Raw genomic sequence first — 14,948 nt, 5'->3', positions numbered from 1 at the left:
CCGAAGTTGCTTCCTAAAGGGCTGTAGGAAGTTTCTCTATAAAGGCTGCTTATATGTTTCTGGATAAGACGCCAATGCCTTAGCGCGGGGGCTGTTGTGCCTACTTCTATTTCAAGACATACCTCAAGGCGGGCACGATTCATTCACAGGAATAACTGGCCCGAAATAAATATGGGAGCGGCCTTGCCGGGGCTGCTGCGCAGCCCTTTCGCGACGCAAGGCCGCTCCCACAGGGACCGGCTAAATCAATGAGTTACGGTTTGTTCCATGAGAGCGGCCTTGTGCCGCGAAAGCGCCCCGCCTCAAGGCGGCAACATCGCCTCCAGCGACGCCAGTACCTGCCGGGTAATGCCGTCGAGCGTGCTGGCCAGGTACAGGTAGATTGCGCAGCAGCACACCCCAACCACCACCCACGGCGTCCACCAGGGCACCTGGCGCTTCATTCGGTAGTGGCGGGGCGCGACATTCGCCAGCGGGTCGGTCAAGGGTTCGCACGGGCGCGCCACCCCGCGCTGGGCAACGATCTGCTCGTGCAGCCGCTTGAGCCACAGGTCCAGCTCGTCATCGCCCCGGGTCTGGTTGGCGTACTTGCCCTGGTAACCCAGGGCCAGGCACCAGAACAGGAAGACAAACAGGTCGTGGCGCCCTTCGGGCGCTTCCAGCAGGCGTTCGAGGACGTTGAAGAAGCGCTCGCCGCCCCCGGTTTCCTGGTGGATGGCGCCGAGCAATGACTGCGCCTTCCACGGCGAGTCGACGCCCCAGGGCGTGGCCATCACCGCCTCATCGACGACACAGCACAGGCAGTAGGAAAACACCACGGGATCACGGGCATCGTGGTGCTCGAGCCGACGCACCTGCTCGACCATCGTGTGGATCTGGTTCTTCACATAGGCGTAGAGCTGCTCGACGTGGTCGTAGCGCTCGGTGCCTTCCAGGCGAACGACCAGGCCAAGCAGGGGCGAGGCAATGTCGAGAAGCGGGTTGTTGGTGTTCGAGCAGGTGTCGAAACCCAGCTCGTCGACCGTGGGGAACAGTTCGTTGATCGGGGGAGACTCACGAACCGTTCGATTGTCCTTGTCATAGGACGTATGTGCGTTGACAGCCATACACGGACCTCCTGGTCACATCACCGGCTGCCGCCCGGTACGGGCGGGCCACAGCTGGCGGTTGTTGTTGCTGGCATTGATGATCTGCAGCTGATGGAATGCATTGCCGCTGGCATACACCGCCATGAAGTGGGACAGCACATTGCCGAACAGCTGCAGCTCGCCCTCGCAGTCGAACCCTGCGGGGTCGATGTGCAGGGTGGTGCGCATGCCGCGCACGGGACGGCCCTTGATCAGCCAGTCACAAGGTTCGTTGGCTACCTGGCGGATGGCCTCCAGGCGCCTGGCGGTCCGGCGTTGCTGCTGCAGGTCATGCGGGGCGACCAGGTCGTAGGCGCGCAGCACCGAGGCAAGGGCGGCCGGGGAGGACAGCGACAGGTTGTTCAGGGCCAGGTTGGAGATCAGCGCCCAGTGCTGTTCGCCATGCCCGGCGCTTTGCAGCAATGGCGGGTAGCTGCGGGTGGGGCGGGTCAGGTTGCGATAGGTGACGAACGATGGGGTGTCCTGGGTCATGGCGTCGATCTGGCCAACGTCCAGTTGCCGGGCCAGGGCACCGTTGCTGCAGGTCAGGTCGATGCTCAGGGCTTCCAGCTGGCCGAGGTAGGGCGAGAGGTCGTGATGCACCAGGCGGATCTGGTGGCGCACCTGGTCGCTGATCGGATCCTGCTCGATATCCACCTTGAAGTAGCGGGAAGGGTCCTGTTCCGCCAGCGGAAATCTGGGCTCCAGGGATTCGTATGGCTTGAAGTGCCTGCGCGGGGTCCTGGCGTTCTGCTGCCGGCTGCTGACCCGATCGACGCTGAATATCTCCGGGTCGGGGCCGTTGCGACGGCTTACCCGCAGCGGCTCGCAGATTTCCTCGCCGTTCAGGACGATGGGGTCGCCCGGGGTACTGAACAGGTTGATGGCGGGGACGCAGTTGAGCAGGATCGACGTTCGGTCGATCCGCAGGTCGGCGGGGAAGGGGGCGTCGAAGCGCAGCTCCAGCTGGAGGTGTTGCGCCGGCTCATCGGGCCAATAACCTGCCAGGCCGTCGATGCGAAATCCAAGGAAGCGCTCGGGGAACAGGAAGTACTCCTGCAGGATCCGGTAGCCGTCCAGCTGCTCGCCCGGGCTGGGCAACAGCGACTCCTCCGGCTCGAAACCCACGAAGGCCACCGACGGCGGCAGGGCAAGGCGCTGCTGGTTGACATGCAGGTAGAGCTTGTCGAGGTGCCGCGCCAGCCACAGGTACAAGCTCAACGCATGGCGCGTGTCGCCGGCCAGGTGAAAACACAGGTGTTCGCAGCGCATGCGCCGCAGCGGCTGCTCGGACAACGCCTCCAGGTCGATGCGCAGCACCGGCGTCTCGGTGCCGCGCTGTGCCGTGATGGCGCTGATCCGCAGCGGTGCCAAGGCCAGCTCCGAGCAGGTGCGGAATTCGCAGCTCACGCCTTCTACCGGCCGGGAGAACACCGGTGTGCCCCTGGCCAGCACCTGGGTCTCGCTCAAGGCGTGTTCGATGGGCTGGAACTGCATCAGCGTGAGGCTGGGCAAGGGCCGCAGGACATTGGGGTAGACCCGCTGCAGCAGCGGATGGGTGATCTCGGGCAGGTGGTCCTCGAGCTTCATCGCCTGCCGTGCGGTCAGGAATGCGAAGCCTTCCATCAGGTGCTCGACATCCGCCGCCGAGCTGTTGGCACCGAGGAACGGGGCCAGCCGTGGCTCGTCCTCGACGAAATCGTCGCCCAGCTCGCGGAGGGTTGCCTTCTCGTGCATGAACCAGTCTTTAAACTTCATGTTTATTGTTTTGAGGCTCTATCTTGAGGTTTGTTTAAAAGGTTGAGTGGTTGTGAATTAAGCTCGTAGGAAGTTTCCGATAGTTGCTGGTTTGTAAGCGCGTGGCGTAATGGGTTTGCATATTTTCTATTGCAAGTAAGTGTGGTGTGTCTGCATAAAAAATGTTAGCTGGTGTTTCTTCGTTAATTTGATTGAACTGAATTTTTAAGTGCTGTTACTGTCTTTGCGCTCATGCGCCGCAATGGCGTTGGAACTCATCAGGATGCAGTGGGTAGGGTTTGCCGCCATGAAGGTTGAAAAGGACAGTCTGCTTCGGGGTTTATCGTTATTGCAGCGCCACGCCGCGCCTGTGCTCGTCATGACGCTGATGCTCGGCGTGGCCGCCGCGCTGGTCTGGTTATGGTGGTGGGGGCCGACGTGGCGTTGGCACGATCGTCAGCCCCTGGCCGAGCTGTCGCTGCGTGTCGCGTTGACCCTGGCGCTGGTGTTGTTGCCGTTGCTGGCCTGGAGCGTGCTGGTGCACCGCCGCAACCGCCAGATCGTCCGCGAACGCCAGCGCCAGGCACGTGAAGAAGTGGATCCGTGCCTGGTACATCTTCAGGCCCAGCAGCGTCTGCTCGACGCCAGCCTGGCCCGGTTGCGTGACTGCCAGGGCGGACGGGGCCATCTGTACGATGTGCCGTGGTACCTCATGCTCGGTGACGAGAACGCCGGCAAGTCAAGCTTTGTCAGCCGCTGCGATCAGCGCTTCGCATTGACCCGCACCGAGCGCAGCGCGGCTCGGCGATCCGCCAGCGACCCTGACCTGGCCTTCGCCATCGACTGGTGGATTGGCGACGAGGCAGTGCTGATCGATCCTCCCGGGGTGTTCATCAGCCAGCCTGAGCGGCCCGTGCCGGTCGAACCCATGGCCGGTGATGCCGAGTCGGACGGGGAGGACGGGCAGGCGGCAGTCGGGCCTGGCGAACCGCCGGGCTTGCCGGTGGACCTCGAGCGACGCCTGTGGCGCCACATGATCGGCTGGCTGGCGCGCAATCGCAGCCGGCGCCCGCTCAATGGCGTGGTGCTGGTGGTGGACATGGTCAGGCTGTTTACCGGCACGCCCGGGCAGCGGCGCGACCAGGCGTTCGTGCTCAGGGCTCGCCTGACGGAGCTGGGGGCCGAGCTGGGTACACGCCTGCCGCTTTACGTGGTGCTGAGCAAGTTCGACCTGCTGGAGGGGTTCGACGCATTGTTCGCCAGGATGGCGGCCCAGCAACGCGAGCAGGTCCAGGGCTTCACCTTCAGCCTGGATTCGGTGCGCGATTTCGATGCCTGGCTGGAGGAACTGGGCCAGGCCTACCTGGCCTTCCTCGCCCGCCTCGGCGAGCGCCTGATGGAGGCCGCGGTCGATGAGCCCCGTGCCGGGCGCAAGCGTGCCTATGCGCTGCTCCGCGAGTTGAGCGGTGCGCAGCACATCCTGCGGGACTTTCTCGGCGATGTGCTGGGCAGTGACCGTTACACCACGCCGGCCCTGGTGCGGGGGGTGTATTTTTCCTCGGTCTACCAGCGCGGTGAAGTGCGCAATCTGCTGGCGGACGCTTCGGCCCGTGCTTTCGCCTTCGCCCCGCCGGTCCTGTCGAGCAGGCCGCAGGGCGCTGGCGTGGTGTACTTCGCGCAGCAGCTGCTGCAGCGCGTGGTGTACCCCGAGGCGGGGCTGGCGGGCGACAACCAGAAAGTCACCCAGCACAAGGCCCGCCTGTTGAAGGGCGGCGCCGTGGCGGCGGGCTGCCTTGGGCTGGCCGTGAGCAGTGGCTGGGTCTACTTCCATGGCGTCAACCGTGACAAGGCCGAGCATGTCCTGGCCAAGAGCCGGGCGTTCAGCAACACCCACGCGGATGCCAAGGACGATCCGACCGGGCGCAGCCTGCTGCTGCCATTGGATGAGATTCGCGATGCGGTGAGCCTGTATGGCGATTATCGCTCGGGCTGGACGATGCTCACCGACATGGGCCTGTACCAGGGCAAGGCGATCGGCCCGCAGGTGGACCAGGCCTACCTGAATGCCCTGTCCCTGCGTTTCCTGCCGGCAATCGCCGGGGGCGTGGCCGCGGCCATCCAGCAGGCCGCGCCCGGCAGCGACGAGCAACTGGCGGCACTGCGCGTCTACCGCATGATCGAGGAACGCGGCCAGCGTCGGCCGGCGCTGGTCGAGCAGTGGATGGCGCGGGCGTGGCAAAAGGCATATCCGGGGCAAGGGCAACTGCAGGCAGCGCTGATGGGCCATCTCAAGTACGCCCTGGCCTATGCCGATGTCGAGCTGCCGGCGTATCGCCAGGTCGTCGGCGAGGCGCAGCAGCAGTTGCGCAAGTTGCCGCTGCCCCAGCGGGTCTACATCGCCCTCAAGCAGCAGGCGCGGGACCAGCTGCACGGCGAGCTGGACCTGCGCAACGAAATCGGCCCGGCATTCGACATCGTCTATGTGCCGTTGGCCGCCCGCGACCACCAGGCGACGGTGGATGCCAACCTGGCGCTGGCGCCCTTGCTGACGGCGCGTGGCTATCGCGACTACTTCGACCAGCACAGCGAGCAGTTGGCCGACCTGGCCTTGATCGACCAGTGGGTGCTGGGTGAACGGCAGGCGGCGGACTATTCGCAGGTCGATCGCCAGGCCCTGACGGAGCGCCTGCGGGCCTTGTACAGCGCCGACTACATCGACAGCTGGCGACGCGTGCTGAACCGCTTTTCGGTGACCCAGTTCAATGACCTTGCCCATGCCTTGAGCGTGCTGGAGCAGGTCACAGGGCCTGCCGCGCCGTTGCGCAGGCTGCTGGAAACGGTACGCGGCAATACCCAGATCTACCCGCCGGCAGCGGGCGGCAGTGAAGAGGCCTTGGTGGACCAGCAGGCCCGCGTCCAGGCCATGGGCATCGCCCGAGCCTTTGCCGGCCTGTCCGGCCTGCTCGATGTGCAGGGCGACAAGCCGTCGTATTACGATGAAACGTTGCAGGCCATCGGCGCCGTGTACGACTACGCCAAGGCGGTGCAGGACCACCCCAACCGCGGCAAGGCCGCCCTGGCGGTGGCCTTGAGCCGTTTCTCGGAGCAGGACCCGGACCCCATTCGCAACCTGCAACGCATTGCCGGCGGTCTGCCGGAGCCGCTCAACCGGCATGTTCGCCAATTGGCGGAGCAGACCTCCCAGGTGCTGATGGTCATGGCCCTGCGTGAACTGGAGCGGCGCTGGGACGCGCAGGTGTATAGCGTCTATCGCGAGCGTCTGGCCTGGCGCTATCCGTTCGACCCTGCCGGGCCGGATGTCTCGCTCAAGGACTTTGTCGCGTTCCTTGGCCCAGAGGGCCAGCTCAAGCGCTTCGAGGAGCAGTACCTCACGCTGTTCCTGAAGGACAACCTCGATGCCTTGTACTCCAGTGCCGATGAGCGTTCCCTGGTGCGTCCCGAGGTCCTGGCCCAGCTCAAGCAGGCAGAAACGATCCGCGATGCGTTCTTCGACCATCGCGGGGAATTGAACGTGGGCTTCGCCCTGGAAGCGCTGGCGGTCAGCCGTGGCGTGCAGGGCAGCGTCTTTGACCTGGATGGGCAACTGCATGGGCTTGCAGGGGTGAGCAGGGCCCCCATGGGCATGACCTGGCCCGGCCCTGCCGGGGAGAACGGGTCCAGCCGCGTCACCCTGCAGCGCGGAACAGGCACCAGCCTCAGCCTGGGGTACCAGGGGCCGTGGTCGTTCTACCGCCTGCTCAGCCGCGCAAGTCTCAATGCCCGGACCCGTACCAGCGTGGACCTGAACTTTCACATCGCCGGTGAGGTGGTGCGCTACCGATTCCACGCCAGGGATGCCAACAACCCCTTCACGCGGCCACTGTTCGCCGGGTTCGCACTGCCGCAGCGGCTGTTGCGTGATGCTCCGGGTAGCGAAGTGGCGCAACAGTAGAGGCGCAGCCGCTGCATAGGGGTTGGAGATCGCCCAGCCCTGCGAGGCTGCGCTGTCGCGCAGGGAGTAGAGTTCCAGCGTGGGAGCGGGCTAGCCCCGAGATCACCGGCGTAGCCGGTGCCAAACGCCGCATCGCGGGGTAAGCCCGCTCCCACGCTGCCCCAGTCAAATCAAAGAATTGTGTTTTGCCCCAGAAGAGTACATTTGTACTCATGCGCGTACCCTGATGCGCACGGGTGGCGGTGTGGCGTCGTGTCGATCGGCAATGAAGCTGGTCCAGCCCAGGTGGGTGCCGTGCTCGGACCTCAGGCTGAAGGGCGGCGCTTCTTCGGCGCGCATGCGCAGTTCCAGGTCGTAGGCACCGACATCCCGCAGCAAGAAGTCGACCAGGCTGCCCAGCTTGGCAAAGTCATCACCGCTGGGCAGGAAGTCGCGAAAGCGCTTCTGGTCCAGGCCGCCGATCACGATGGTGAATTTGCTGCTGCGCGATTGGGTGCTGGCACCGAGCAGGAAGTCCTCGCCGAGCTGACAGTTGCGCGCGCCCAGGCTGTTGCGTTGATTCGGCGCAATCGGCACGGTGCGTTTCTCGAACTCGCGGATGGCGACCTCCTTGAGGTCGAAGCAGTGCGCGATCATGCCGGCCACCATGCTCGGCGAGCGGTTGTGGCTGGCGACGATGCCCACGAAACTGAGCAAGCGGCTCCAGGGCAGCGGCGTGGCGCCGCGCAATTGCGCGTCGTCCAGGCCGATCAGGGCAAACAGATAGCGCGAGAAGCGGTCCCGGGCGCCTGGCTGGAAGCGCCGGTAGTAGCGGTACTTGCGCCAGCCCTGGTGCAACAGGGTATGCAGGCGATGATTGAAGAAGTCGAAGAACGCCGGACGCAGGCCGATGTCCTGGACGTATTCGTAGGCGACCTGTTCGAGGTAGTAGCTGGGCAGCGGCGAGTCCGTGCCGTGCAGGCCCAGAAAGTTGGCCTGGATGCGGTAGCGATCTTGCGCGAGCCGCTCTGCACGCTGCACATCGGCGGCGGGGAAGGCCAGGCTGGGAGAGACCTGCAGTCGCAAGCGCCGACGTGCCTCGGGTGAGAGGGGGCGCTTTTCCAGGTCATCACCGTGCAGGCGATGGAGTGCTTCGAGCAGCTCGAAGTAGGCATACCCGTGGGCACTGTTCAGTACGATATTGGCCAGGTCGCCTTGCAGCGGCTGAGGTTTTTTTTCCATGTGAAGTTCACTGTGGTCTGCTCATCCATGAAGCGGCGAATTGAGTGTATTGGGCGGGGCATTGGCGTTCTTATTCTAGGGCGAAGCGGGCGGAGGCCTCTCAACAGGAAAGGTCTTGATTTCCTGTAGGATTTATCGCGGCGCAGGACTTCACCCCAACGCTCAATGGAACGACCAGCCGTAGCGAAGCATCCAAACCCAGGCCCACCCGCCAGAGGATGCCCGATGCCCGCCCCGATCGAAGACTACGCCCTCATCGGCAACTGCCGCAGCGCCGCCCTGATCAACCGCGACGGCGCCCTCGACTGGCTGTGCCTGCCACGCTTCGATGCCCCTGCGGTGTTTGCCGCGCTGCTGGGCAACGAGGAAAACGGCCGCTGGCGCATCGCCCCTAGCGACCCGGTCGAGCACAGCACCCGCCGCTACCTCGACGACACCCTGGTACTGGAAACCACCTGGACCACCGCCAGTGGCCGCGCCCGGCTGCTCGACTGCATGCCCCTGGGCGAGCGCAACGCCGTGCTGCGCATCGTCGAGGGCCTGGCCGGCGAAACGGCGTTCGAGATGGACCTGGTGCTGCGCTTCGACTACGGCCGCAGCGTGCCCTGGGTGGAAAAGATCGACCCGCTGACCCTGAGCGCCGTCGCCGGCCCCGATCGGCTGATCCTGCGCAGCAGCACCGAAACCCATGGCCGCGACCACCACAGCGTCGCCCGTTTTCGCGTGCGCGCGGGGCAGCGCCAGGTGTTCAGCCTCTGCCACCAGGCCTCGCACCTGCCCGTGCAGCCCGATTGCGACATCGACCACGACTTCGAACAGACCCTCGAGCAGTGGCGGGCCTTCGCCGCCCGCTGCCCTGATGTCGGTCCCTACACCGAGCGGGTGCATCGTTCGCTGCTGACCCTCAAGGCCATGACCTACGCGCCCACCGGCGGCATGGTCGCCGCCGTCACCACCTCGCTGCCCGAGCGCGTCGGTGGCGAGCGCAACTGGGACTACCGCTACTGCTGGCTGCGCGACGCCACCATGACCCTGCTGGCGCTTATGAACCTGGGCTATTTCGACGAGGCCCAGGCCTGGCGCGAATGGCTGCTGCGCTCGGTGGCCGGCAACCCCGAGCAGATGCAGATCATGTACGGCCTGGCGGGAGAGCGGGATCTTCCCGAGTTCACCTTGCCCTGGCTGCCGGGTTACGAGGGCTCGCAGCCGGTGCGGGTCGGCAATGCCGCCGCCGGCCAGTTGCAACTGGACATCTACGGCGAACTGGCCGATGCCATGACCCAGGCGATCAAGGGCGGCCTGCCGCGCCACCCGCGCGGCGCGGCCATCGCCCGCGCGATCCTGCCGTACCTGGAAGGCATCTGGCGTGAGCCGGACGAGGGGCTGTGGGAGGTGCGGGGCGGTCGCCAGCACTTCGTGCACTCCAAGGTAATGGCCTGGGTCGCCTTCGACCGGGCGGCGGGCCTGGCCGGCACCACCGAGGAGGGGCGTGAGCGCAGCCGGCATTACCGCCAGGTGGCGGACGAGATCCGTGACGAGGTCTGCCGGCGTGGGCTGGACGCCGGCGGCCGGCACTTCGTCCAGGCCTACGGCTCGACGGAGCTGGACGCCAGCCTGCTGCAGATCGCCCTGACCGGCTTTCTGCCGGCCGACGATCCACGCTTCCTGCGCACCCTGGAACAGATCGAAAGGCGCCTGCTGCGCAACGGCCTGCTGCTGCGCTACGACAGCGACAATTGCAGCGATGGCCTGACGCCGGGGGAGGGGACGTTCCTGGTGTGTTCGTTCTGGCTGGCGGATGTGTATGTGCTGCTGGGGCGGCAGGACGAGGCGCAGGTGCTGTATGAACGATTGACGGGGTTGTGCAATGACGTGGGGCTGCTGGCGGAACAGTACGATCCGGCGGGGAAGCGCATGCTGGGGAATTTCCCGCAGGCGTTCAGCCATATCGGGATCATCAATACGGCGTTGAACCTGCACCGGGCGCAGTGTCCGGTGCGGGATCGGGTTAAGGGCGGTGACTGAGCCTGCGACTTCTGACGCTGGGCAATCAGTTTTTCCTCATTGCTTGTAGTCCATTTCCGAATCATCCTTTTGCCGCCTTTCAGCCATTGCTACGGCTTTCCCTGCAACCTAGGCTCCCCCGGTCGTTGCCAATTCAGCGACCGGGTCTGCAAGCCCGAGCCAAAGAAGAAGGATGCCGTTGCCAGGCCCCAGGTGCATCAAGGCACCTGGAGGCTTGTTTCATGGTGGCTGCGTGCGGGAGGTCTTCGGACCTGCCGGGTTACCTTCTTCTGCCCCGGTTTTTGCAGCCTGTACGTAGCCGCCACCCCTCCACTGCAAAGGAAGGATGGCGGCGTATCCTTACCGCAGGAGAAGTCGAAATGTTGAAGATCGTCCCCGATCCACCGCCATCCAATCCTTCCCCTCATCACCTTGAAGACACCCTGATCCAGGCCGCGGAATATGTGCGTTGCGCCCTGATCGTGGCCCATCAGTCGGTGCTGGCCTCACATCCGCATTCGCTTGGTGCAACGCTGGCGCTGACGGCGGTGCACGAGATGGAAACCGTGCGTGCGCTGCTGGAGTCCGCGTTGGCGCAGGTGCAGGTGCCAGTTCAGGCGCAGACACACCATTGAGTTTGCGCATCTCGCGTGGAATGTAGTGGTTGAAGTGGGCATGTCTGGCGATGATTGACGTTGGCTGCGTGGGTGGCCGCGCTGGCGCTATCGCGGGGCAAGCCCGCTCCCACAGAGGTGCAGTTCCCAGAGCGACAGCGCAGCTCTAAGGTCCGTGCGATCTTCTACAGATGCCGTGCAGTTTTTGGGTCGCTGGTCAGGCCAGGGCCGACGGCTATGGCACGGACTGAGTGGAAGCAGGTATATGCAGATGCTTTGGACAAAGGGTGGCGTGGGGGGGCGGCTTGAACTGCGTTGGTACGTCATCCAGGCTTTCCAGGCGCCAGGCCATGGAGGGAGACAGGTCGTAGTGCATATCGACGACCCAGAGCCAGTTCTGCTTGAGCAGGTCATGTACAGATTTGTACCCAGCCTTCAATTGCTGGATCTGTGAGGGGCTTGCCGGGGTGACCAGGTAGCGAATCAGCTGCTCTTCCCGGTCTTCCTCGCTTTCGTACCAGAAATATAGGAGGACACCGCTGCCAAGCGTGGTGAATATCTTGGGGCCGTCGAAGTCGTAGAGGACCTCCACAATGTGCAGCCCCTCAAACGACTGTGTGCAGATAGGGGGCGAGGCAATGGGCCACATCATGCTCAAGTCTCCGTCATAAAGAATGGAAGGCTGTACTTGACGTTCTTCAGCAGCCACCAGGTATGCGGCGGGGTCTGATATTGTCGGCGTCTGGAGAGACGTTCTGTGGCTTGGATCGTGTCTGGCATTCTAGGTCCATGGGCGTAGTGCGTCCTTGTAGCATCTTTGCCGAAGTCTGTTCGCATGCCTGATGCATCGGACATGACTGTAGATGCAAATGGATGAGACTGGGGCTGATCTGAGCGTCAGAATCTCTGTCTTCGTTGTAGGGCATTTCCGTGCCGCTGCTGGCGCCATCGTTATCCCGCAATGACGCTGCATGGTTCCGATACCCACCAATGGATTGCGCAGGCCTTACCTAGGCGAATGAAGTGGCAGCTATGGCATGATGCCCGGCCCCGCACGCGATAGACGCCTGCCATGAAAGGAATACTCAGATGCCCTCGACCCCACCCAACGGCCTGCCGGTCTATCGCCTGATCACCGGCAAGGACGACGCCAGTTTCTGCCAGCGCATTTCCGAGATCCTGGCCTTGGGCTATCAGCTTTATGGTTCGCCCAGCGTGACCTTCGATAGCGGCAAGGGATATGTAGTGGCTGCACAGGCGGTGCTGTGGCCGGTAGCCATGGACTGAAACGGATGGATGCCGCAATCCGCCTGCGCCGGGCCATGCTCGACGATGCCGATGAAGTTGCCGTCCTGGTCGCAGAGGCCTACAGCCCCTACATCGCGAGGATCGGTCGGGCACCTGCGCCGATGCTTGATGACTATCGGCAAGTCGTGCAGGACGACGAGGTGTTCGTTGCCATTCAAGACACACGAATCGTCGGGATGCTGGTGTTGCGCCAGGAGGGCAGTGTGATGCTGCTGGTCAACGTCGCGGTGCTGCCGGACTTTAAAGGGCAGGGGATTGGCAAGCGGTTGATGGCGTTTTGCGAGGAGCATGCCCGTGCAACAGGTTGCATGGCCGTTCGGCTCTACACCCATGAGCGGATGGTGGAGAACATCGAGATTTACAGGAAGGCGGGCTATCGCGAGACGCATCGGGCGACAGAGGATGGGTTTGCCCGGGTATTTATGGAAAAGACTATTTTGTTGCCCTGAGGGGTAGGCCTTTTAGAAAAAATGGGCGCTATGGCTATAGACCGAGTGAGGGCCGCAAGGTGTCCGCCGCAAGCCTTGCAGCGCCTATGAGATCGAGCGCCGCCCGCGCGGCGCATCGCGACGCAAGGCCGCTCCCACATTTGTTGCAACGTGCCGAACCTGTCAGGCCATGGTTGCCAGCCTTGGTGCATGTCTTGATACCGGTGGGGCGGCAGTGGCGCCCATGCTGAAACTGCGTCGGGCCAACAAGGCGGACCAGGTAATGGCACAGGATTGACTGGCCCGAAACAGATGTGGGAGCGGCCTTGCGCCGCGATGCGCCGCGCGGGCGGCGCTCGATCTGATAGGCGCTGCAAGGCTTGCGGCGGGCACCTGGTGGCCCTCACTCGATCACTAGTCCTACCACCCAAAGACTTCGAAAGGATAGTTCCTGCGGCTGATGCACCACCATGTGTGAAGCATTGCGTCACAGTAAGCTGCTGGTACGCACCTGATGTACCGGGTGACACTCTCTCGCTCTGAATTGCGAGGACTGGACCATGGCTATGCACAACCCGCCTCACCCCGGCGAAACCCTGCGTGAGGATGTCCTGCCCACCTCGGGTTTGACAGTAAAGGCATTCGCCGAGCACCTGGGCTTTTCCCGGGAGGCGCTGTCCCGGGTCCTTCATGGACGTGCGGCGGTTTCTCCGGACCTGGCGGTACGCCTGGAAATGGCCGGCATCAGCACGGCGCGGCTGTGGCTGACGATCCAGGTGGACTACGACATCTGGCAGGCCCGCCAGCGCCAGCAACCGGTGATCAAGCGGCTTCACCAGGCAGCCTGAAGCCCCCGCAAGGAGCAGCTACGCTTGCGTGCTATAGGTCACGCAAGGCCAGGGAGCTGCCTGATGAAACGCCTGTACTACCTGCTGTTGTCGCTGTTGTTGCTGATACCCGTCGCCATGGCCGACGATGCCGATGGCACAGCACCTGTCGCGGCGCAGCTGACGGTGGCCAACCGCACGGTCTTCACCTTCCATGCCAGCGTGCTCGGCGAACCTCCGGCGGTGCGTGCGCAGCGCGCCCGGGCGGTGGTCGACGAGGCTCTGCGCGGTGCCGAGGGGTTGCAGGTGCGGGTCGATCCGATGATGGACAGCCAACTGGTCCTGATCGGTGACCGGCGCGCCTTCATCGTTGCCCCGCAGGACTTGCCGGGCGGCTCGGGCGATACCCGGGCGGCCGCCGAGCAGGCCGCCGTGGTGCTGCGCCAGGTGGTGGACGAAACCGGCGAGGCGCGCAACCTGCATTTCCTGTTCGTGGCCCTGGGCTACTCGCTGCTGGCCACGCTGATCTACCTCGCGCTGCTCAAGGGCGCCCATGTTGCCCGGCGCAAGCTCACTGGCCTCTTGCCCAGGCTGATGCGCAACCGCGCCTACCAGCTCAAGGTGGGGCAACTGCCGTTGTTCGACATGCAGTACGTCTATGCCCTGGTCGACCGCTTGCTGCGCCTGTTCTATTGGCTGCTGGTGGCGCTGTTCAGCTACCAGTGGCTGAGCTTCGTGCTGTCACGCTTCCCCTACACCCGCCCTTGGGGCGAGAGCCTCAACCTGCACCTGCTCGACCTGTTGCGCTACCTGCTCGACGGGATCGTCCATGCCATCCCGGGCATCGCCGTGGCGATCACCATCTTCTTCATCGCCCGTGGCATCAGCAGCTTCAGTCGCCGCCTGCTGGAGCGCCTGGCGCGCCCCGGCAGCGTGCCCTGGCTGACCGGCGAGACCCTGCAACCGACCACGCGCCTGACCTCCCTGGCCATCTGGCTGTTCGCCCTGGTGATGGCCTATCCGTACCTGCCGGGCTCGGGCACCGATGCGTTCAAGGGCTTGTCGGTGCTGCTGGGCCTGATGATTTCCCTGGGCGCCTCCAGCGTGGTCGGCCAGGCGGCGGCGGGGTTGATCCTCACCTATTCGCGCACGCTCAAGGCCGGCGAGTACGTGCGGGTCGGCGAGCACGAGGGGACGGTGACCGAGGTGGGGATGTTCAACACCACCATCCGCACCGGGCTGGGGGAAGTGCTGACCTTGCCCAACTCGATGATCACCGGTTCCGTGACCCGCAACTATTCACGAGCGGTGCAGGGGCCGGGCTATATCGTCGATACCGTGGTCACCATCGGCTACGACACGCCCTGGCGCCAGGTGGAGGCAATGTTGACCGAGGCGGCGCGGCGCACCGACGGCATCCTCGCCAGCCCCAGGCCGCAGGTGTTCCAGACCGGGCTGTCGGACTTCTACCCGGAATACCGCCTGGTCTCCCAGGCGGTGCCGAGCGAGCCCAGGCCGCGGGCGGAGCTGCTGAGCCTGCTGCACGCCAATATCCAGGATGTGTTCAACGAATACGGCGTGCAGATCATGTCGCCGCATTATCTGGGCGACCCGGCACAGGAGAAGTGGGTGCCGCTTGAGCGCTGGTACAGCGCGCCGGCACGGGCGCCGGATGCGCCCGGGGAGTGAGACCAGCGGCACCGTTACAAAAGGCGCCGCCGATTCAGGGT

The 14,948-nt window shown here is 64.3% G+C and carries 11 protein-coding genes; 7 read left to right on the top strand and 4 right to left on the bottom strand.

What is annotated here, in order from left to right; genetic code table 11:
- Positions 1-302: 302 nt before the first annotated feature.
- Together icmH and tssF are read right to left on the bottom strand one after the other, a co-directional pair.
- Positions 303-1,106 carry a type IVB secretion system protein IcmH/DotU gene (gene icmH, locus HU735_RS10890; RefSeq protein WP_186713510.1) on the bottom strand — a complete coding sequence of 268 codons (804 nt, stop codon included), beginning with the start codon at positions 1,104-1,106 and terminating at the stop codon, positions 303-305.
- A 15-nt stretch (positions 1,107-1,121) separates the two neighbouring features.
- Complete coding sequence (tssF, locus tag HU735_RS10885) at positions 1,122-2,885, bottom strand: type VI secretion system baseplate subunit TssF (RefSeq protein WP_273018702.1); 1,764 nt, start codon at positions 2,883-2,885, stop codon at positions 1,122-1,124.
- Positions 2,886-3,243: 358 nt separating this feature from the next.
- Here tssF and tssM point away from each other — a divergent pair, with 358 nt between their 5' ends.
- Positions 3,244-6,816 carry a type VI secretion system membrane subunit TssM gene (tssM, locus tag HU735_RS10880; RefSeq protein ID WP_238349794.1) on the top strand — a complete coding sequence of 1,191 codons (3,573 nt, stop codon included), beginning with the start codon at positions 3,244-3,246 and terminating at the stop codon, positions 6,814-6,816.
- A 210-nt stretch (positions 6,817-7,026) separates the two neighbouring features.
- Here the strand turns inward: tssM and tssG are convergent, their stop codons facing one another.
- Positions 7,027-8,037, bottom strand: coding sequence for a type VI secretion system baseplate subunit TssG (gene tssG / locus HU735_RS10875; RefSeq protein WP_186713507.1), 1,011 nt, complete (start codon positions 8,035-8,037; stop codon positions 7,027-7,029).
- Between the two features lie 225 nt (positions 8,038-8,262).
- Between tssG and HU735_RS10870 the strand changes: the two genes are divergently transcribed.
- On the top strand, positions 8,263-10,062 hold the full coding sequence (locus HU735_RS10870) for a glycoside hydrolase family 15 protein (protein ID WP_186713506.1): 1,800 nt from the start codon (positions 8,263-8,265) through the stop codon (positions 10,060-10,062).
- 359 nt (positions 10,063-10,421) lie between these two features.
- Positions 10,422-10,676: a hypothetical protein gene (locus HU735_RS10865; RefSeq protein WP_186713505.1), complete on the top strand. Its 255-nt coding sequence runs from the start codon at positions 10,422-10,424 to the stop codon at positions 10,674-10,676.
- A 214-nt stretch (positions 10,677-10,890) separates the two neighbouring features.
- Here HU735_RS10865 and HU735_RS10860 read toward each other — a convergent pair whose 3' ends face one another.
- Entirely contained in the window at positions 10,891-11,307 is a 417-nt protein-coding gene (locus HU735_RS10860; RefSeq protein WP_186713504.1) for a hypothetical protein, read from the bottom strand.
- A gap of 437 nt (positions 11,308-11,744) precedes the next feature.
- Here HU735_RS10860 and HU735_RS10855 point away from each other — a divergent pair, with 437 nt between their 5' ends.
- From HU735_RS10855 to HU735_RS10840, 4 genes are all read left to right on the top strand, one after another.
- A complete protein-coding gene (locus HU735_RS10855) occupies positions 11,745-11,942 on the top strand; it encodes a DUF1737 domain-containing protein (RefSeq protein WP_186713503.1) in 198 nt (65 codons plus the stop codon).
- A 5-nt stretch (positions 11,943-11,947) separates the two neighbouring features.
- On the top strand, positions 11,948-12,412 hold the full coding sequence (locus HU735_RS10850) for a GNAT family N-acetyltransferase (RefSeq protein ID WP_186713502.1): 465 nt from the start codon (positions 11,948-11,950) through the stop codon (positions 12,410-12,412).
- A gap of 539 nt (positions 12,413-12,951) precedes the next feature.
- On the top strand, positions 12,952-13,239 hold the full coding sequence (locus HU735_RS10845) for a HigA family addiction module antitoxin (protein WP_186713501.1): 288 nt from the start codon (positions 12,952-12,954) through the stop codon (positions 13,237-13,239).
- 63 nt (positions 13,240-13,302) lie between these two features.
- Entirely contained in the window at positions 13,303-14,907 is a 1,605-nt protein-coding gene (locus HU735_RS10840; protein WP_186713500.1) for a mechanosensitive ion channel domain-containing protein, read from the top strand.
- Positions 14,908-14,948 lie beyond the last annotated feature (41 nt).

Source organism: Pseudomonas sp. BW16M2 (genome assembly GCF_014268865.1).
Lineage (GTDB): Bacteria > Pseudomonadota > Gammaproteobacteria > Pseudomonadales > Pseudomonadaceae > Aquipseudomonas > Aquipseudomonas peradeniyensis.
Note: the sequence above shows the minus strand (reverse complement) of the source record. Positions and strands in the feature narration are given on the sequence as shown.